The sequence below is a fragment of the Nocardia sp. NPDC051833 genome (genome assembly GCF_040681225.1).
GTDB lineage: Bacteria > Actinomycetota > Actinomycetes > Mycobacteriales > Mycobacteriaceae > Nocardia.
On sequence record NZ_JBFAYK010000001.1, the window covers coordinates 890,540 to 908,531 of the forward strand.

Here is a 17,992-nt window from a genome sequence, read left to right on the forward strand (position 1 = left end):
CGATCACGACAGGGGGATCCACCATGTTTCGTCGGCCGCTCGGCACCGCCGTCCCGAAAACCGTTCCAGCCGTGGCAGATCCGCGTGCCCGACGACGAGACATCATGAGCCACACCGCCGAACCGTTCCGGGAGGACTGACGTGCGCCGACTGGTCCCGCTCATCGCCGTGGCCCTGACCCTGCTCGCGTGCCAGCGGACGCAGGCGCCGGACACCATGCCGACCGGCGGATTCTGGTCCACCGCGGCGGTTTCCGATCAGGAGAAGGCGGCGGTGCTGCGGAAGGTGCGGGCGATCGACGCGTGCGCGCTGATCCCGCGCGCGGCGGTGGCCGCGCTGGGGACGGTGCGGGACGTGGAGAACGTGCACCCGAACCAGTGCCGGATGGGGATCGCGGTCGACGGGCACCTCACCGGCATCGACGCGACCTGGACCACCGGGGTGATGTTCTCCGGCGAGCCCACCATGGACGCCCCGGTGACCGAGCAGGCCATGGGCGATGTGCGGGTCCTCTTCGACGACGAACCCTCCGGTTCGGCCGACCCCCAGGTGCGCGGCAGCTGCCAGGTGTGGGCGCGCTTCGTCGCGGGCGCCGATCTGTCGATGAGCGTGCGCGCGCCGAGGGACGCGTGCACCACCGCGGAGGCGCTGATGCGGATCGCGCTGACCACGTGGCGCACGGACCCGGCGCAGGGCAGCTCGCCCGATTCGGATCGGACGGTGGTCACCGGGGCCGATCCGTGCGCGGTCGCGCCGCTGCTCGGGGTCCGGGTGCCGGTCACCGATCAGGCCGTCACCACGTGCAGGCTGACCATCGACGGGCACCAGGCGATCATCACCTACGACTACAACGAGGAACGCTCGATCACCGACGACACCCCGGCCTTCACGGTGGGCGCGCGGCAGGTCTACCGGTTCGACGCGCCCGCGGCGCAGTCCGGTATCGCCTCGCTGACCGCGATCGTCGGCCCCGCCATGGCGCCCGGGCCCACCGACGCCCTGCTCGGCCCGCGCGTTCCCACGGTCTCGGTCACCGCCGATTCGGGCGCCGCCGAGCAGATCATGCGCGAGACCCTGCCGCTGCTGCGCTGAGGCGGGCGCGGTCACAACGTTCTGGGAACGACCGGCGCGAGATGTTTGCGACCGGGTTGCCCCGGCGGGCAGACTCGATGGTCGGGCGCGTGTCCGAGCCCGGCTCCGTCGAGGACAGGGGTGCTGATGGACCGCAGGATGGCGCTGGCCGCTGCCGCGTTGCTCGTCTGTGCCGGATGCGGCGACGACGAGGGCTCGGCACCCGATTACCACACCTTGCCGCCGCCACCGGCCCCCGTGATACCCGCCCCGCCACCGCAGTTCTGGTCGCAGGTGCCGCAGGATCAGGCCGGGCGCGACGCGGTGGCCCAGGCGACGCGCCAGGTCGACGTCTGCGCCGTGCTGCCCCGCGAGGCGCTGGCACCGCTCGGCGCAGTCACCAGCGTCACCGTCGGCCTGGACTCGTGCCGGGCGATCCTGGGCAGCGCCACCTCCGGCGCGGGCACCACCCTCACCTGGCACGCCACCCTGCTCCCCGGCCTGACCCCGGGCGGCCAGGGCGTCACCGAGCAGCTCGGCGACGTCACCGTGCGCCTGGTTCCCGACCGCGACGCGGGCGAGCCCCGCTCGTGCGGCGCGACCGCGCACTTCCCGGCCGGCGCCGCGTTCTATCTCGGCCTGTCCACACCGCCGGGCCGGAATCCGTGCACGGTCGCCGACGAACTGGTCCCCGGCATGATCGACCGCTGGCGGCAGTCACCACCCCAGGGCACCTCCCCCGACACCGTCCCGACCGTGCTGCTCGGCGCCGACCCGTGCGCGGTCCGCACGAAACTCGCCGACACGGTCCCCGACGACGAACAGCGCCTGACCCAGTGCCTGTTCGGCTACCGCGGCGAGAAGATCACCGTCGGCTACGAGTACCGCGTCCCCGCCTACCTGGCCGCCAACAGCACCGAGGAACACATCGACGGCCGCGTCGTGCACCGCTCGGTCTCGGTCTACGACAACCGGATTCCGATCTACACCGCCGCCGTCGGCCCCGAGCTTCCGGCCGAATCCACCGCCTTCGGCCGCCGCATACCCATCGTCGAAGTCGTCGCCGCCACCGACGACGTCGCCAGGGACGTCATGGCCAGGGCCCTCACCCTGTTCCCGCCGAAGTGACCTATCCGGTCAGATCCCGAGGACGAGCTTGGCGGTGGTGAAGTAGATGATCAGGCCGGTGGCGTCGACCAGGGTGGTGACCATCGGGGCCGAGACGACGGCGGGGTCGATCCGGAACTTCTTGGCCAGCAACGGCATCGTGCCGCCGATGGTGGCGGCCCAGCCGCAGATGATGACCAGGGTGATCGCGACGACGACGGCGATCTTGGGACCGACGAACAGCGTGCCGATCAACAGGCCCGCGGCGGCGAGCATGCTGCCGAGCACCAGGCCGACCCGGCACTCCCGCCAGATCACCTTGAACAGATCCGAGGCCCGCACCTCGCCGACGGCCAGGGCGCGCACGCACGCCGTCGCCGCCTGCGCGCCCGCGTTGCCGCCCGCGCCGATCAGCAGCGGGATGAACAGCGCCAGGCTGGCCGCCTGCTCGAGCGTGGTGGAGAAGATGTCGGTGACGCTGACCGTCAGGGTGGCGGCGAACAGCAGCAGCATCAGCCACAGCGCCCGGTAGCGCGCCAGCTGGAACACCTTGGCGGCCATGTAGTGGCCCTCCCACGGCGCCGAACCGGCCTGCTTGGCCACGTCCTCGCTGTCGGCGGCCTCGAGCACCTCCATCGCGTCGTCGATGGTGAGCAGCCCGACCACCCGGTCCTCGCTGTCGACGACGACCAGGTTGATGTCGTTGGTGGAGCTCATCAGGCGCGCGGCCTTCTCGGCGGAGTCGGTGGCCCGCGCGAACGCCGGTTCGGTGACGACGAGTTCGGACACCATCGCGTCCGGCGCGTGCAGCACCAGCTCGCGCAGCTCGACGATGCCGGTGAGCCGGCGACCACAGTCGACGACGGGCAGCGTGTACACCGTCTCGGCGTTGCCACCCTTGGCTCGAACCCAGGACAGCGCCTGCGCGACGGTCAGATTGTCCGGCAGCGCAACGACTTCCGGCGTCATGTACTGGCCGACCGAGCCCTCCGGGTAGCCGAGCAGCGCGGCGGTCATCCGGCGCTCGCGTGGGCTCAGCCCGGCCAGCACCTTCTTGGCCACCTTGGCCGGCGCCTCGTGCAGCATGCGGGCGCGGTCGTCGGGGTCCATCGCCTCGACCAGATCGCGAAAGCTCTTCTCGCGCAGGCCCTGCAGGATCTGCTGCTGGTCGACCGGCTCGAGTTCCTCGAAGACGGTGATCGCGCGGTCCTTGTCGAGCAGCCGGAACACGACACCGGCCTGCACGGCGTCCATCCGGGCCAGCGCGTCGGCGATGACGTGCGGCGGGCGGTTGTCCAGCCACTCCATGGCGCCGTCGACCCGGTGGGTCTCGACGAGGTGGCGCACCGATTCCGACAGGATCTCCAGCGCCTCGGTCACCGAGTGATCATCGGCGCCGGACTGCCGACGCTGCGGCGAATCCGCTTCCGGCACAGCGGAATCGGCGGGTACGTGACGTGCTTCGACAAGATCGATCTGCGACATGGGAGAGTCCTCTGGCGCGACAGCGCGCATGCCTGCGGCCCGGCCGCGGGGATGCTACGAAAGTGGATCGGGAGACGGTGTTGCCCACCGCGGGCGTCCACCACCACGACTGTCACGCACTGCCGAACCAGATCGGCCGAGAATCAGCGAGAGAGCGAAGGGGCGACGCCGCGCGGCCTTCGACTGGGGGGTTCGCTGCGCATCGCAACACCACCTCCTCGTCGTCGCTGCAGGCCATCGCCGCTGCAGATCGCTTGGAGTACCCACCCGGGCACACCCTTCCACCTGAAGGGTACATGCGGAGCCCGGACGTTTCATCTTTACACTGACGTACCACTGGTCACAGTGACCTCGATCACATTTCCCGGGGCAGTCCGGCCACGATGGTGTCGACCGCTCGCTCGGCGAGGCCCCACAGCTCGGCGCGGTCGAGATGACGCAGGGGCCCGCGCAGCGCGAGCTCGGCGAAGCCGTGCACGGTGGACCAGCAACTCCAGGTCGCGGCCGGGCGTGCCGCGGGCGTCAGATCGCCGATGTGGACCATCATGTCGAGCGCGTCGGCGAGGGCGAGGTAGGCGGGCGAGTCGCGCACCGACTCCGGCGAGGTGTCGCCCGCGCCGAAGAAGGCGACGGCGAACCAGCCCGGCTCGGTCAGCGCGAAGGCGATATAGCCGAGGCCGACCGCGCGCAGGCTGTCCCGTGGAGTGGCCGGGCTCCGGTCGGTGGCCATGCCGGTCGCCATCGCGGCCTCGATCGCCGCCGACACCGCGCGCAGCAGCGCCTGCCGGTCGGGAAAGTGCCGGTAGGCGGCGTTCGGCGTGACCCCGACCCGGCGGGTGACCTCGCGGATCGTCAGCGCGTCGGGACCACCGGCCCTGGTGAGCTCCAGCCCGGCCGCGACCAGCGCGGCGGCGAGATCGCCATGGTGATAGGCCAACCCTTGAGCTCCCTCCGATCGAAGTGTACGGTGTGAACATATCAAATGTGCACGCCGTACACATTCAGAGGAGTTGCCTCATGACCGCTTTGCCGACCATCGTCGATCGCGAGACCTGGCAGGCCGAACTCGACGAGCTCCGGATCAGGGAGAAGGCCGCGACGCGCGAACTCGACGCCGTCGCCGCGCAACGGCGCAGGCTGCCCGCCGTCGAACTGCCCCCGTACACCCTGAAAGCCGAAGACGGGAGCGATGTTTCGCTCGCCGAGGTCTTCGACGGCAAGTCCCAGCTGATCACCTACCACCACATGTGGACCGACGGGAACACCTGGCAGTGCCCTGGCTGCACCGGCCTCACCGCGCAGTACGCCCGGCTGGATTTCCTCGCCGCCTACGACGCGCGCTTCGTCATCGTGACCCAGGGACCGATCGAGGAGGCCCTGGCCTACAAGCGCCGCGTCGGCAACACGATGACCTGGTACTCCACCCACGACAGCCCGTTCGGCGCCGACATGGGCGCGGGTCCGGGCGCCGGTTTCGCGGTGAACACCTTCCTGCGCGACGGCGACACCGTCTACCGCAGCTGGCACACCGACGGCCGCGGCACCGAACAGCTCGCCTACACCTTCGGCCTGATCGACGCGCTCCCCTACGGCAGGCAGGAGGAATGGCAGGACAGCCCCGAGGGCTGGCCGCAGTCGCCGACCTACAGCCGCTGGCCCAGCTCCAAGGACATCGCCGCCGCCTACGGCGACCCGAACGCCTGACCAGTCGCGTCGAGATCGGCGCCGATCAGCCGCTCGACCGCGGGCCAGTCGGGCGTGTGGCACAGCCAGTCCGGCGCTGGGTCGGACTGCGCGCCGAACAGGTACAGCCGCGGCACGAGTCCGCGCAGCGCGCGGTGCACGTCGACGCGGTCGTCGATCATGTGGGTGATGCCCAATTCCGCACAGTGCGGCGCCTTGTCGGCACGGGTGCGGCAGAACCGCAGGTGCTCACGCGGGATGCCGGTGCGGGCGGCGAAGTCGTGGTGATCGAGCCACTGCCTGGTGCGTTCCTCGATCCGCGGGCCGCACTTGGAGATCACCCAGGCGCGGCCGCCGAAGCGGGTGACCAGGCGGGCCAGCACCGCGAAGGCGTGCGGGGTGGGTGGGGTGCTCATCGCCTCGGCGAAGCCGCCGGACAGGAAGACCGTGTCCGCGGCGCCGGGCGCGAGTGCCGCCCCCTGGATGACCCGGCCGAAGTCCACGCCGAGGCGTGGTTGTCGCATATCGTTCATACGGGTTCCAGCATGCCCGCCGGCGACGGTCACGCCAAGCGAATAACCGCCGGTCCAGGATTCAGCGCGCCGAGCGTTCAATAGTTGCCTCGGTGCGCGGCAGTGGGAAAAGTGGGCAGGGCAGCCGCGGTGCGAGGCGCCGCGACCTTCGGCTCGATCAACACACTGAGGAGAATCACGTGCGGTTCGGCATCTTCGTCCCCCAGGGCTGGCGGCTCGACCTGGTCGGTATCGAACCGGCGGACCAGTGGGCGGTGATGCGTGAGCTCGCCCAGCGGTTCGATACCGGCACCGAGTGGGAATCGATCTGGGTCTACGACCACTTCCACACCGTGCCGGTGCCGACCAACGAGGCCACCCACGAGGCGTGGACCCTGATGTCGGCGTTCGCGGCCAGCACCACCCGCGTGCGGCTCGGCCAGATGTGTACTGCCATGAGCTACCGCAACCCCGCCTACCTGGCCAAGGTGGCGGCCACCGTCGACCTGATCTCCGGCGGCCGGGTGGAGATGGGCATCGGCGGCGGCTGGTACGAACACGAGTGGCGCGCTTACGGTTACGGCTTCCCGTCCGCCGGTGAGCGGCTCGGGCGCCTGGACGAGGGCGTGCAGATCTTCCGGCAGGCCTGGCGGACCGGGCGAGCCACCCTCGACGGCAGGTACTACCAGGTCGACGACGCGATCGTGCACCCGAAGCCGTTGCAGGAGAACGGCATTCCGATCTGGATCGCGGGTGGCGGCGAGAAGAAGACGCTGCGGATCGCCGCGACGTACGCCGACTACACCAACTTCAGCGGCGATCCGGCCGAGTTCACCCGCAAGTCGGAGATCCTGCGTCAGCACTGCGCCGAGGTCGGCACCGATTTCGGCGCGATCACCCGCAGCTCCAACTTCAACGCCATCGTCGGCAGCACCGAATCCGAAGTCCAGGAACGCCTGTCCGCCGTCATCGACCGCTACACCCCGTTCCTCGGCGCCGACGAGGCCAAGGCCCGCGTCCACGAGCAGTTCGACACCAGCGCCGCCGTCGGCACCCCCGAACAGATCGTCGAACGCCTCACCGCCGTCAAGGATCTCGGCCTCGACTACGCCATCGTCAACTTCCCCGAAGCCGCCTACGACACCTCCGGCATCGAACTCTTCGAACGCGAGGTCATTCCGGCACTGCGCTGATCGGAAGCACCGGGCGCGTCCGAATCAACCACCCGCGGTGGCTCTTTCATCGTCTGTACCCGTCGACCGGCGACGTAGGATCCCTTCCGGGCCTGCCCTTCGGCAGGTCGGGAAGGGGACCCCGACGATGAGCGGCATTCTGCCCGTCGAACTACTGGCGGCGAGCTCGACCACGCTGGGCGCCGCCTACGCGGCCGCGCTCCAGCTCATCGACGCACGGCGCTCACGACATCGCATCCAGCAGCTCAGCGCGCCGGTCACCGAGGATGGCACGGAGCCCGATACGGAGGCCGACTGGCTGGAGGCGGCCGCGCGCGAGCGTTCAGCGCTCGATATCGAGCACCATCACAGCGCGCTCCAGCAACAGCGCCTCGCCACCATCGCCTCGCTGGCGTGCGGCATCATCGCCATCGGGGTCGTGATGTACGGGCTGATCGGCGACGATCCGGGCGATCCGAACGGACTGGCCACCGTGGCGGCGGGACTGCTCCCCGGCGCGGCCAGCGCACTGCTGTTCTGGCAGTCTCGTGGCGCCAGCGCCCGCGCCGACAAGTTCGCCGAGCGCATCGCCACCACCGCCGCCCGCGCCGAGGCACTACGCCACGCCGGCTCGATCCTCGACGCCCGCTCCCGCGACCGCTTCGCCACCGCCGTCCTGCTCAGCACGGCGTTCCCTGAACTCACCGGCCGCGAGATCTGGCGCATGGCCGAGAGCAGCGGTCCGACGGACCGACCGGAGCAGCAGCCTGCCGCACCGCCCGGATAGAGCGCGCGCACCATCCCGGGGCGCTGTGTCCTTGACCACATCCCGGCAGGGCGGCTATGGTCTCTCGCCAACGGAGTTGGACATGCGTTCAAATGGACGGATGTCCACCTGAGGATCGAGGGAAATACATGGCGGGCACGGGAATTCGGCGGCCGTATCGGCCGGAGCGATCGTCATGGCGGGGGCGACTGCTGCGGTGGACGGTGGCGTCGGCGGTGGCGGCCGGGCTGACGGCATCCGGTGGTGGTGTGCCTGCCGGCGCCGAGCCGGGGGCCGAATTGTCGGCCTTGCGGGCGCAGGGGGCGGCGCTGGTCGACGGGTTCGGGCGGACCGTGCTGCTGCACGGGGTGAACACGGTGGACAAGGACGCGCCGTACCTGCAGGCGGGTGACGGGTTCGCGCTGAGCGACGACGCGGCCGCGTTGCTCGCCCGGCACGGGTTCAACACGGTGCGGCTCGGGGTGTCCTTCGACGGCTTGATGCCGACCGAGGGCGTGGTCGACACGGCCTACCTCGATCGGGTCGAGACGGTGGTGGACACCCTCGCCGCACACGGGATCTACACCCTGCTCGACAACCACCAGGACGGGCTCTCGGAGATCTGGGACGGCAACGGCTTTCCCGAGTGGGCGATCCGGGCCAGGCCGGGCGAGGACGAGCCCAATCCCGGATTCCCGCTGTACTACCTGATGCCGAGCATGAACGCCGGCTGGGACGAGGTCTGGAACAACACCTACGGCGTCCTGGATCATCTCGGGACCGCCCTCGGCGCGCTCGCCGAACGGATGAACGGGCGCGCGAGCGTGCTAGGGATCGAGCTGCTCAACGAACCCTGGCCCGGCACACCGTTTCTCACCTGCTTCCCGGACGGCTGCCCGGACTTCGACGCCAAGTACCAGCGCGCGCTGCAACGGCTGACCGACGCGGTACGTGCCCGCAACGGCGTGGTGCCGGTGTTCTGGGAGCCGAATGTCACCTGGAACGAGACGATGCCGAGTCATCTCGGCAAGAATCCGCCGATCACCAGCCCGAACATCGTGTTCGCCCCGCACGACTACTGCATCCCCAGCCAGCTCGCCATCTATCTCGGACTCCCCGAGGAACTCCGCGCGGTGTGCTCGGTGCAGCAGGACAAGACCTGGTCGAACATCGATTCCTTCACCGCCCGCACCGACATCCCGACCATGGTCACCGAATTCGGCGACGGCGATCCGACCGTGCTGCGCAACACCACCACCCGCGCCGACGAGCGCTTCGTCGGCTGGCACTACTGGCATTTCCGCGGCACCGACGGCGACCCCTTCCGCGGCGACCTCGGCCGCGAACTGGTCCGCACCTATCCCCAGGCCACCGCGGGCACCCCGGAGGCGATGGTATTCGATTCGGCCACCGGCGATTTCGCCTATCGCTACCGTCCGGGGACCACATCGGCTCCGACCGAGATCTACGTGTCCGACCTGGCTCTGCCCGACAGCTACGAGGTGCGGGTGAGCGGCGGCCGGGTCACTTCGGCGGCCGGGGCGCGAGTCGTCACCGTCGTGGCCGACGGCACCGCACCGGTCACCGTCCACATCCACCGACCCGGATCGTCGGGCGCCGAACTGCCCGACGGCAACAGCGGCAGCGGCAGCGGCTCGGCAGCGGGCCTGCCGCGCATTCTCACCGGCTCGGCGGGCTGACCGGAACGCCGATCCGCTACCGGCGTTCCGGGAGCGGATCGGCGATGGCCCAGCCGTCGGCGAGCAGGGCGTCCACCGCGGCGACGGCGGTGGCCAACCGGTGTTCGTGAGTGCCGGTGAGGGTGACGAATCGCCTTCCGGTGCAGGTGAGTTCGGCACGGAAGCGCTCGGTCATCCACGGGCGCAGGTGCTCGCCGTCGCGCAGTCCGTCGTCCTCGAACGGCACGCCGACATGGTCGGTGAGCAGCCACAGGTGCTGTGTCGGCGGGACGACCAGGTCGGGGCGCGCGAAGCCCAGATAGCGCTCGTGCCAGATCGCCGTGGCGAAGGAATCGGTGTCGCACACCAGGATCGGACCACTCGCGCCGGCGGCGAGGTCTTCGGATTCCTGCTGGCGGGCGGCGATCAGCGGGAACTCGTCGGAGCCGAACTCGACCTGCGACCAGTGTCCGCCGGGCCGAGGGCGGCGAGCTTGCGCTCGCTGAACGCACGCCCGTACTCGGGGACGCACGGCGCGTCATAGTGCGCGGCGAGTGCTTTCGCCATCGTTGTCGTCCCGGTCGACTCGGCGCCGAGCACCACCACTCGGCGCGTCAGGGCGGCGCGCACCGGTGCCGCGAGAAACTCCCAGTGCGCGACGGGATCCCGGCGGATCGCGGTCGCCGACACCGGAAAGCGGCGGCGCTCCGGGTCGACGCAGATCGACTCCGCGCCGAAGCGCAGGCCCAGCTCTGCGCCGTAGTCCTCGGAGGTGAACACCGCGTCGACCGGATCGGGCACCGCCGCGCGAAAGACCGCCATGTGCGCGTCCCAGATCGCCGGGTCGGTGGTGTCCATCGGTACGTCGTCGATCGTGCCGACGACGGAAATACCCGGCTCCCGGTGGATCTCGCGCATCCAGCCGACGCGATCGGTGAGCGGAATCGACTCCACCGAGGAGGCACACACCAGCACGGTGAGCCGAGTACAGCGCGCGGCGGCCGTGCGGATCAGGTGGTGATGCCCGGCGTGTGGTGGATAGAACTTCCCCAGCACCAGTCCATGCGCGTACCGATGCCCGCCGTCGCACCCGGCGGCCAGCCGTGCGGTGGCCGAATCCGGGCCGGGAACAGCGTCTTTCGATGTCCTCATGCCGGGACCGCCACCGGCGCCTCGACGACGTCACGCCGCCAGGCGATCAAGCCACGCACACACAGCGCCAGGAACCCGACATACAGCAGGGCCGTCAGCACGAGCCCCTTGTACACGTACAGCGGAATATAGACGAGGTCGGCGGCGATCCACAGCCACCACGATTCCAGCCGCTTGCGGCACTGCCCATAGGTCGCCATCAGTGACAACGCGGTGGTCAGCGCGTCCCAGAACGGCACGGTGGACTCGGTCGCGGTGTCGAGCAGCACGGTGATGCCCGCCGTGCCGAGCACCCCCGCCGTCGCGAGCAGTGCCCACTCGGTGCGGGTCGTGCGGCGCACCGGAACCCTGTCGTCCACCCGCGGCCCGTGCGTCCAGGTCCACCAGCCGTAGGCCGCCAGGGCGATGAACACCACTTGAAGTCCGGCGTCGGCGAACAGTCCCGCCTGGGTGAACAGCAGGATGAAGAACAGATTGTTCGCGATGCCCACCGGCCAGTTCGCGATGTGCTGGCGCGCGACCAGCCAGACGCACAGCGCGCCGCTGCCGAAGCCGAGCACTTCGGTCCAGCTCACCGGCGTGCCGAGCAGCGTGAACAGCGGCTGCTGCAGGGCAGCGATCAGATCGAGCACGGCGGATCCCCCACTTCAGTATTAGTCATATTGACAATAACGAAGGCGGGGTTGCGGCACAAGCGATCAGGCCCAGCCGACCTCGTGGGCGGGGACGGTGCCGTCGGCGATCGCCGCCACCAGCTGGGCGTGGTCGCGCGCGTTCTGGTCGGCGTAGGCGCGGGCGAAGTCGACCAGGGCGGTGTCGGTGCGTTCGCTGCGGCCCAGGTAGTCGGCGATGCGGGCGGCGTCGCCGGAGCGGGCGTGGGCGCGGGCCAGGACCCGGGCGCAGGCGGTGGCGAACTGTTCGAGTTGCGGTGCGACGAGGGCGCCGTCGGCGGTGATCTTCATGTCCCGGAACTGGCGGACGTAGAAGTCCATCTCGTCGACGCGGGTCCAACCGAGGAATTTGTCGGTGGTGGACTGCAGCATCCGCTGGCCGTGGGCGACCCGCGAACCGTGGTTGTCGTAGCGGCTCGGCGCCAGGAAGTCCTCGTACACCGATCGGCCCGCCTGCTTGACCTGGATGAAGAACGGGTCGCCGGTGCGGCGTTCCTCGAGCAGCGCCAGGTAGACCCGCATGCCGACGCTGCCGACCCCGACCACCTGCCGCGCGACATCGATGACCCGGAACCGGGTCAGCAGCGACCAGATGTGGTCGGGCACCGATTCGGCGTAGTCGTGCACGACCGCGCCGACGAGCCTGCGCTGGTCGGCACCGACGGCCACCCGGAACGGCGGGAGCTCGGTGATCCGCCGTCGCCCGTCCCGGATCTCGGTGAACTTGCCGAACGCGCCCCGGCTGGTGCGTTTCACCGTTCCGCGCCGGATCTCCTTGCGCACCAACTCCTGTGCGCGCGGGCCGAAGTAGCCGAGAAAGTCCTCGGCGTCGACCCGCTCGTACCAGATATCGAGCTCCGGGGTGCGCGCGTACTCGGCCATGGCGGCCCGGTAGGCGACCGAGGCCGCCGCCACCGCCGCGTCCGAGCGGGCAGCGGGCACCTCGTTGTCGCGGCCGAGCACGACGAGGGACGCCACCAGACGCAGCAGGTCCCACTCGAACGGACCGGGCAGCGTCTCGTCGAAATCCCGCAGGTCGAACACGAGATTGCGCTCGGGACTCGCCCACATGCCGAAGTTCAGCACGTGCGCGTCCCCGCACAGCTGCACCCCGATCCCGGTGTTCGGCCGCGACGCCAGGTCCGCGGCCATGATCGCGGCGGCCCCGCGATAGAACGTCCACGGCGAGGCGGCCATGCGCGCCATCCGGATCGGCACGAGATCCGGCGCCCGCAGCGCGTTCTGGGCCAGCACGGTCGCCAGGGCATCGTGTCCGCGCCGATCCGGATCCCACGCACCGAGGTCCGACCGCGGCACGATCTTGCGCGAATCCCGGCCGCGCCCACCACGTTCCGGCCGTTCGATCCGCTCGCGTGGCGCCAACGCGAGGTCGAGCCCGTCCCCCACAGCCTTCCCGTGCTCCGCTCCGGACATGCGGCCTCCTCGACCTCGGTTCGACGAACTGCGCTTCGGCACAACAGAGCTCCGGTTCCCACCGTATCCGGCGGATTCCGGTTCCGGTGCCGCCTCGCCGCGGCGCGGCGACCTGGGCCTTCCGTGGACGGCAAGGTCGCCACCGGGTGCTTGTTAAGCGACGTCGACCACGCTGGGCCCCATGAGCACGACGACAGCGACCCGACGCTCCGCGCGGACCGGCGGCTACGAGCGCGACGCCGACGGTCGATTGACCGTCGTCCGTCCCGAGAGCTCCGAGCCGCAGCGGCCGAAGAACGAATTCCCGCTCACCGGACGCACTTCCGCCGGCGACGAGACCGGGGTGATCCCCGCGTTCCTCATCGACATGGCATTGCACGCCGCCATCGGTGTCACCGCCTGGTACGTCGCGACCGGCGCGACCGCCGTCCTGTACGGCATCGCGGCCTGGCTCGGCGCGTCCTTCCTGCACCGCACGCTGATCCAGCGGTACACCGGCACGACGATCGGCAAGTGCTCGTTCGGCCTGCGGCTACGCCACGCCGACGGCAGCTACCCTTCGCTGTGGCAGCTGATCGGCCAGTGGTTCCGCGGCGGCTGGTGCTGCTTCGACATCTTCGGCAGCATCGGCTGACACGAAAGGGGCGGTCCCCCCTGGAGACCGCCCCTTTCCACGTGCTCAGCTCACAGCATGCAGGACACGCAACCCTCGACTTCGGTTCCCTCCAGGGCCATTTGGCGCAGACGGATGTAGTAGAGCGTCTTGATGCCCTTGCGCCAGGCGTAGATCTGGGCCCTGTTCAGGTCACGGGTGGTGGCGGTGTCCTTGAAGAACAGTGTCAGCGACAGGCCCTGGTCCACGTGCTGGGTGGCCGCGGCGTAGGTGTCGATGATCTTCTCGTAGCCGATTTCGTAGGCGTCGTCGTAGTACTCGAGGTTGTCGTTGTCGAGGTACGGGGCCGGGTAGTAGACGCGGCCGATCTTGCCTTCCTTGCGGATCTCGATCTTCGACGCCACCGGGTGGATCGAACTGGTGGAGTGGTTGATGTAGGAGATCGACCCGGTCGGCGGGACCGCCTGCAGGTTCTGGTTGTAGATGCCGAACTCCTGCACCGAGGCCTTCAGCTCACGCCAGTCGTCCTGGGTGGGGATGTGCACGCCCGCGTCGGCGAAGAGCTGAGCGACCTTGTCGGTCTTGGGCTCCCACGCCTGGTCGGTGTACTTGTCGAAGTACTCGCCGCTGGCGTACTTCGACTCCGCGAAGCCACCGAACGCGCTGCCGCGCTCCTTCGCGATCAGGTTCGAGGCCCGGATCGCGTGGTAGACCACGGTGTAGAAGTAGATGTTGGTGAAGTCGACGCCCTCTTCGGAGCCGTAGTGGACCCGCTCGCGCGCCAGGTAGCCGTGCAGGTTCATCTGGCCGAGGCCGATGGCGTGGGACTCGTTGTTGCCCTGCTCGATCGAGGGCACCGAGTAGATGTGGGTCTGGTCCGAGACGGCGGTCAGCGCGCGGATCGAGGTCTCGATCGTCTGCCCGAAGTCCGGCGAGTCCATCGCCTTGGCGATGTTGAGCGACCCCAGGTTGCAGGAGATGTCCTTGCCGACCTTCGAGTAGGACAGGTCGTCGTTGAACTCCGAGGGGGTGGAGACCTGCAGGATCTCCGAGCACAGGTTCGAGTGGGTGATCTTGCCCTTGATCGGGTTGGCCCGGTTCACCGTGTCCTCGAACATGATGTACGGGTAGCCCGACTCGAACTGCAGCTCGGCGATGGTCTGGAAGAACTCGCGCGCCTTGATCTTCGACTTGCGGATGCGCTTGTCGTCGACCATCTCGTAGTACTTCTCGGTGACGTCGACATCGGCGAACGGCTTGCCGTAGATGCGCTCGACGTCGTACGGCGAGAACAGGTACATGTCCTCGTTCTTCTTCGCCAGTTCGAAGGTGATGTCGGGGATCACCACGCCCAGCGAGAGCGTCTTGATGCGGATCTTCTCGTCCGCGTTCTCCCGCTTGGTGTCGAGGAAGCGGTAGATGTCGGGGTGGTGCGCGTGCAGGTACACCGCGCCGGCGCCCTGGCGCGCGCCCAGCTGGTTGGCGTAGGAGAACGAGTCCTCCAGCAACTTCATGATCGGGATGACGCCCGAGCTCTGGTTCTCGATCTTCTTGATCGGCGCGCCGTGCTCACGGATGTTGCTCAGCAGCAGCGCGACACCGCCGCCGCGCTTGGACAGCTGCAGGGCGGAGTTGATCGAGCGCCCGATCGACTCCATGTTGTCCTCGATGCGCAGCAGGAAGCAGGACACGGGCTCGCCGCGCTGCTTCTTGCCGGAGTTGAGGAAGGTCGGGGTGGCGGGCTGGAACCGGCCGTCGATGATCTCGTCGACCAGCTTGTCGGCCAGTACCTCGTCACCGGCGGCCAGGGTCAGGGCGACCATGACGACGCGGTCCTCGAACCGCTCCAGGTAGCGCTTGCCGTCGAAGGTCTTGAGCGTGTACGAGGTGTAGTACTTGAACGCGCCGAGGAAGGTGGGGAACCGGAACTTCTTGGCGTAGGCCCGCTGGAACAGGCTCTTGATGTACTCGCGGCTGTACTGCTCGAGGACCTCGGCCTCGTAGTAGTTCTCGTCGACCAGGTAGTCGAGCTTCTCGTCCAGGTTGTGGAAGAAGACGGTGTTCTGGTTGACGTGCTGCAGGAAGTACTGGTGCGCGGCCTCGCGATCCTTGTCGAACTGGATCTTGCCGTCGGGGCCGTACAGGTTCAGCATCGCGTTGAGGGCGTGGTAGTCCAGGACCTCGCCCGCCTCGCCGCGCACCGCGGCCTGCTCTAGGCGGGCAGTCTTGCCGGTCGGTGCTGTGGTTGCTGTTGCCAAAACAATCCCAATCCCTCTCGGACGCGCGCGACGTCCTCAGCGGTTCCCATGAGTTCGAAGCGATACAGGTACGGCACCCCGCATTTTCGCGAGATGATGTCGCCCGCAGCGCAATAGGTATCGCCGAAGTTCGTGTTGCCGGCCGCGATCACCCCGCGCAGCAGGGCGCGGTTGTGCGGGTCGTTGAGGAACTTGGCGACCTGCCGCGGTACGAGGTCCTTGTCGGACCGTTGGCCCCCCATGACGTGCCGACCACCCCCGTAGGTGGGGGTGATCAGCACGTAGGGTTCGTCGACGCGCAGCGATTCAGCGGTGTGCAGTGGAAGCCGAGTAGCCGGGAGACCCAGCTTCTCGACGAAACGACGAGTGTTCTCCGAAGCGCTGGAGAAGTAGACCAGCCCGCCCGGAGTCGTCCGTTCGGGCATGACGCCTCCTTCCGGCGAAGGTCCTAAGCGGCCGCGACGGCGAGGGACTTGATGCGGTCGGGACGGAAGCCCGACCAGTGGTCGTCACCGGCGACGACGACGGGAGCCTGCAGGTAGCCGAGCGCCATGACGTAGTCACGCGCCTCGGCGTTCTCGGAGATGTCGATGATCTCGTAGTCCACCCCGGCCTTGTCGAGCGCCTTGTAGGTGGCATTGCACTGGACGCAAGCGGGCTTGGTGTACACGGTGATGGTCATCTAGGTTCTCCCTCTCCTATGCCTGATCCACAGCCTGTGATCCGTATGCAGTGCACGAACGGTGATGCTGCGCAAACTCCTGGATCTGGCGAAGAAAGCCCTGCTCGTAACCCCTTCCCTTGGGCCCGATCAGTGGTGGCTTCACACCGTCTTCCAGTACTGGAGACACTACACCTAGTGGCCGACAGATTGGAACAACACAAGGTGTTGCGAGTCGCACAGATGTAATTCCCCTGCCGTAAGTCCCAGGACGCGCGATCGACACGCTGGGAAAACGGTGGTCCAGATCACAATTTCGCATCCCGGCGAGTCCTCAGCAAACTTCGCGGGACACGCGAAAGGGGCGTCGCGTCCACACCGGACGCGACGCCCCTTTCGAGCCGACAGGCAGCTTACGCCGAGACCAGCGTCCCGTTCGCAGCGGCAACCAGTTCGTGCACGGTCGCGCCGAGCTGGGTCAGCGCCTCGGCGTCCTGGGCAGGGTGGGTCTGGCCGAAACGCTCGCCGATGGTGCCGAAGCGCGCGTGCGCGGCCTCGACGACGACACCGCCCGCGACACCGATCGCCTTGACCGCGTCACCGTGGGCCCACTCGGCGGCCCTGGGGCTGATGGAGGCGCTCACGACCGCGACCGGCTTGCCCTTGATCGCGCCCGCGGCGTAGGGGCGAGAGGCCCAGTCGATGGCGTTCTTCAGCACGGCGGGCAGGGTGCCGTTGTATTCGGGGGTGACGATCAGGACGGCGTCCGCCGCGGCGACGGCGGCGCGCAGCGCCTCGGCCTGCGCGGGGACCGCGCCGGGGACGTCCAGGTCCTCGTTGTAGAACGGGATCTCCGCGAGACCCTCGTAGATCGTGATGTCCGCGCCCTCCGGCGCGGTCTTCACCGCGGCCTCGGCGAGCTGGCGGTTGATCGAGCCCGCGCGCAGGCTTCCGACGAGAGTGAGGATGCGGGTCCCGGCCATGACGACTCCTGGTGTACTCAGTGGGATGATCGAAGTTTCATCAGGCATTAACCGGACCCCAGTCCGATTACTTCCCGCGGAGGACGTGTGAGCGGCGTGAGCTACAGCACACCCAGGTCGGACGAGCCGCCGCTGCTGCCGATCGGCCCGCCGCCGCCCGGCGAGGCCGAGCCGATCGAACGCGCCGACGCCGCCCGCAACCGCGCGCTGCTGCTCGACGCCGCCCAGCAGTTGGTGCGCGAGCACGGGGTCGCCGGGCTGACCATGGACGCGGTCGCCAAGCGCGCGGGCGTCGGCAAGGGCACCGTCTTCCGGCGGTTCGGGAACCGCACCGGCCTGATGCTGGCCCTGCTCGACCACTCCGAGCAGAAGTTCCAGGCGGCGTTCATGTTCGGACCCGCGCCGCTTGGCCCCGACGCGAGCCCGGTCGAGCGGCTGATCGCGTTCGGGCGGACCCGGCTGCTCGACATCGAGGTGGAGGGCGACCTGCACCGGGCCGCCGAGGAGAAGGGGCGCTTCGGCGGCGGGCCGTACGGCCTGCACAAGGCGCACGTCGCGCTGCTGTTGCGCGAGGCCGGGGTCACCGGGGAACTGCCGCTGGTCGCCGACACCCTGCTGTCGACGTTGTCCGCGGCGCTGGTCATTCACCAGATCGACATCCTGGGCTACACCCGCGCTCAGATCGGCGACAACTGGGAATGGCTCGTTCGCCGCGTCGTTTCCCCTGCCGCACAAGTAGAGTGAG

Annotated in this window: 19 protein-coding genes; 8 read left to right on the forward strand and 11 right to left on the reverse strand. The window is 68.9% G+C overall.

Going from position 1 to position 17,992, the window contains the following annotated elements; genetic code table 11:
* Positions 1 to 141 precede the first annotated feature (141 nt).
* Positions 142 to 1,092: a hypothetical protein gene (locus AB0L91_RS04005; RefSeq protein WP_365007170.1), complete on the forward strand. Its 951-nt coding sequence runs from the start codon at positions 142 to 144 to the stop codon at positions 1,090 to 1,092.
* Between the two features lie 126 nt (positions 1,093 to 1,218).
* Positions 1,219 to 2,199, forward strand: coding sequence for a peptidase (locus tag AB0L91_RS04010; RefSeq protein ID WP_365007171.1), 981 nt, complete (start codon positions 1,219 to 1,221; stop codon positions 2,197 to 2,199).
* 9 nt (positions 2,200 to 2,208) lie between these two features.
* Here the strand turns inward: AB0L91_RS04010 and mgtE are convergent, their stop codons facing one another.
* Positions 2,209 to 3,663 carry a magnesium transporter gene (gene mgtE / locus AB0L91_RS04015; protein ID WP_365007172.1) on the reverse strand — a complete coding sequence of 485 codons (1,455 nt, stop codon included), beginning with the start codon at positions 3,661 to 3,663 and terminating at the stop codon, positions 2,209 to 2,211.
* Between the two features lie 355 nt (positions 3,664 to 4,018).
* Positions 4,019 to 4,600, reverse strand: a complete 582-nt coding sequence (locus AB0L91_RS04020) for a TetR/AcrR family transcriptional regulator (RefSeq protein ID WP_365007173.1) — start codon at positions 4,598 to 4,600, stop codon at positions 4,019 to 4,021.
* Between the two features lie 80 nt (positions 4,601 to 4,680).
* Between AB0L91_RS04020 and AB0L91_RS04025 the strand changes: the two genes are divergently transcribed.
* Positions 4,681 to 5,367, forward strand: a complete 687-nt coding sequence (locus AB0L91_RS04025; RefSeq protein ID WP_365007174.1) for a DUF899 family protein — start codon at positions 4,681 to 4,683, stop codon at positions 5,365 to 5,367.
* On the opposite strand, the gene AB0L91_RS04030 is transcribed toward AB0L91_RS04025, so the two are convergent.
* Positions 5,346 to 5,879 (reverse strand): hypothetical protein, encoded by a 534-nt coding sequence (locus AB0L91_RS04030; protein WP_365007175.1) that lies wholly within the window; start codon positions 5,877 to 5,879, stop codon positions 5,346 to 5,348. The two genes, AB0L91_RS04025 and AB0L91_RS04030, sit on opposite strands and share 22 nt — an antisense overlap.
* A 179-nt stretch (positions 5,880 to 6,058) precedes the next feature.
* Here AB0L91_RS04030 and AB0L91_RS04035 point away from each other — a divergent pair, with 179 nt between their 5' ends.
* The 3 genes from AB0L91_RS04035 to AB0L91_RS04045 all read left to right on the forward strand — a co-directional run bounded on the left by AB0L91_RS04035 (position 6,059) and on the right by AB0L91_RS04045 (position 9,496).
* Positions 6,059 to 7,051 carry an LLM class F420-dependent oxidoreductase gene (locus AB0L91_RS04035; RefSeq protein ID WP_365007176.1) on the forward strand — a complete coding sequence of 331 codons (993 nt, stop codon included), beginning with the start codon at positions 6,059 to 6,061 and terminating at the stop codon, positions 7,049 to 7,051.
* A 127-nt stretch (positions 7,052 to 7,178) separates the two neighbouring features.
* A complete protein-coding gene (locus AB0L91_RS04040; RefSeq protein WP_365007177.1) occupies positions 7,179 to 7,817 on the forward strand; it encodes a hypothetical protein in 639 nt (212 codons plus the stop codon).
* Positions 7,818 to 8,020: 203 nt separating this feature from the next.
* On the forward strand, positions 8,021 to 9,496 hold the full coding sequence (locus tag AB0L91_RS04045; RefSeq protein WP_365007178.1) for a cellulase family glycosylhydrolase: 1,476 nt from the start codon (positions 8,021 to 8,023) through the stop codon (positions 9,494 to 9,496).
* 16 nt (positions 9,497 to 9,512) lie between these two features.
* On the opposite strand, the gene AB0L91_RS04050 is transcribed toward AB0L91_RS04045, so the two are convergent.
* The 4 genes from AB0L91_RS04050 to AB0L91_RS04065 form a co-directional block, all read right to left on the reverse strand.
* Positions 9,513 to 9,842 carry an AAA family ATPase gene (locus tag AB0L91_RS04050; protein ID WP_365007179.1) on the reverse strand — a complete coding sequence of 110 codons (330 nt, stop codon included), beginning with the start codon at positions 9,840 to 9,842 and terminating at the stop codon, positions 9,513 to 9,515.
* Positions 9,843 to 9,901: 59 nt separating this feature from the next.
* A complete protein-coding gene (locus AB0L91_RS04055; RefSeq protein ID WP_365007180.1) occupies positions 9,902 to 10,627 on the reverse strand; it encodes an AAA family ATPase in 726 nt (241 codons plus the stop codon).
* Positions 10,624 to 11,259 (reverse strand): nicotinamide riboside transporter PnuC, encoded by a 636-nt coding sequence (gene pnuC, locus AB0L91_RS04060; RefSeq protein ID WP_365007181.1) that lies wholly within the window; start codon positions 11,257 to 11,259, stop codon positions 10,624 to 10,626. Before pnuC ends, AB0L91_RS04055 begins: the two co-directional genes overlap by 4 nt.
* Before the next feature lie 66 nt (positions 11,260 to 11,325).
* A complete protein-coding gene (locus tag AB0L91_RS04065; protein WP_365007182.1) occupies positions 11,326 to 12,732 on the reverse strand; it encodes a DUF2252 domain-containing protein in 1,407 nt (468 codons plus the stop codon).
* A gap of 181 nt (positions 12,733 to 12,913) precedes the next feature.
* Here AB0L91_RS04065 and AB0L91_RS04070 point away from each other — a divergent pair, with 181 nt between their 5' ends.
* On the forward strand, positions 12,914 to 13,366 hold the full coding sequence (locus AB0L91_RS04070) for an RDD family protein (protein ID WP_365007183.1): 453 nt from the start codon (positions 12,914 to 12,916) through the stop codon (positions 13,364 to 13,366).
* A gap of 50 nt (positions 13,367 to 13,416) precedes the next feature.
* Here the strand turns inward: AB0L91_RS04070 and nrdE are convergent, their stop codons facing one another.
* From nrdE to AB0L91_RS04090, 4 genes are all read right to left on the reverse strand, one after another.
* Complete coding sequence (gene nrdE, locus AB0L91_RS04075) at positions 13,417 to 15,498, reverse strand: class 1b ribonucleoside-diphosphate reductase subunit alpha (RefSeq protein ID WP_365011169.1); 2,082 nt, start codon at positions 15,496 to 15,498, stop codon at positions 13,417 to 13,419.
* 59 nt (positions 15,499 to 15,557) lie between these two features.
* Positions 15,558 to 16,028 carry a class Ib ribonucleoside-diphosphate reductase assembly flavoprotein NrdI gene (nrdI, locus tag AB0L91_RS04080; RefSeq protein WP_355282273.1) on the reverse strand — a complete coding sequence of 157 codons (471 nt, stop codon included), beginning with the start codon at positions 16,026 to 16,028 and terminating at the stop codon, positions 15,558 to 15,560.
* 23 nt (positions 16,029 to 16,051) lie between these two features.
* Positions 16,052 to 16,285, reverse strand: coding sequence for a redoxin NrdH (locus tag AB0L91_RS04085; protein ID WP_355282275.1), 234 nt, complete (start codon positions 16,283 to 16,285; stop codon positions 16,052 to 16,054).
* Between the two features lie 392 nt (positions 16,286 to 16,677).
* Positions 16,678 to 17,247 (reverse strand): NAD(P)H-dependent oxidoreductase, encoded by a 570-nt coding sequence (locus tag AB0L91_RS04090; RefSeq protein WP_365007184.1) that lies wholly within the window; start codon positions 17,245 to 17,247, stop codon positions 16,678 to 16,680.
* An 87-nt stretch (positions 17,248 to 17,334) separates the two neighbouring features.
* On the opposite strand from AB0L91_RS04090, the gene AB0L91_RS04095 reads away from it, so the two are divergent.
* On the forward strand, positions 17,335 to 17,991 hold the full coding sequence (locus AB0L91_RS04095; protein ID WP_357343868.1) for a helix-turn-helix domain-containing protein: 657 nt from the start codon (positions 17,335 to 17,337) through the stop codon (positions 17,989 to 17,991).
* Position 17,992: the final 1 nt, after the last annotated feature.

Excerpts from the sequence above, each read along its gene's own strand:
- nrdI (WP_355282273.1), bottom strand. The coding sequence starts at position 16,028 with ATGCCCGAACGGACGACTCCGGGCGGGCTGGTCTACTTCTCCAGCGCT.
- AB0L91_RS04065 (WP_365007182.1), bottom strand. The coding sequence starts at position 12,732 with ATGTCCGGAGCGGAGCACGGGAAGGCTGTGGGGGACGGGCTCGACCTC.
- AB0L91_RS04085 (WP_355282275.1), bottom strand. The coding sequence starts at position 16,285 with ATGACCATCACCGTGTACACCAAGCCCGCTTGCGTCCAGTGCAATGCC.
- AB0L91_RS04030 (WP_365007175.1), bottom strand. The coding sequence starts at position 5,879 with ATGAACGATATGCGACAACCACGCCTCGGCGTGGACTTCGGCCGGGTC.
- nrdE (WP_365011169.1), bottom strand. The coding sequence starts at position 15,498 with ATGCTGAACCTGTACGGCCCCGACGGCAAGATCCAGTTCGACAAGGAT.
- AB0L91_RS04025 (WP_365007174.1), top strand. The coding sequence starts at position 4,681 with ATGACCGCTTTGCCGACCATCGTCGATCGCGAGACCTGGCAGGCCGAA.
- AB0L91_RS04070 (WP_365007183.1), top strand. The coding sequence starts at position 12,914 with ATGAGCACGACGACAGCGACCCGACGCTCCGCGCGGACCGGCGGCTAC.
- AB0L91_RS04055 (WP_365007180.1), bottom strand. The coding sequence starts at position 10,627 with ATGAGGACATCGAAAGACGCTGTTCCCGGCCCGGATTCGGCCACCGCA.
- mgtE (WP_365007172.1), bottom strand. The coding sequence starts at position 3,663 with ATGTCGCAGATCGATCTTGTCGAAGCACGTCACGTACCCGCCGATTCC.
- AB0L91_RS04040 (WP_365007177.1), top strand. The coding sequence starts at position 7,179 with ATGAGCGGCATTCTGCCCGTCGAACTACTGGCGGCGAGCTCGACCACG.
- AB0L91_RS04090 (WP_365007184.1), bottom strand. The coding sequence starts at position 17,247 with ATGGCCGGGACCCGCATCCTCACTCTCGTCGGAAGCCTGCGCGCGGGC.
- AB0L91_RS04010 (WP_365007171.1), top strand. The coding sequence starts at position 1,219 with ATGGACCGCAGGATGGCGCTGGCCGCTGCCGCGTTGCTCGTCTGTGCC.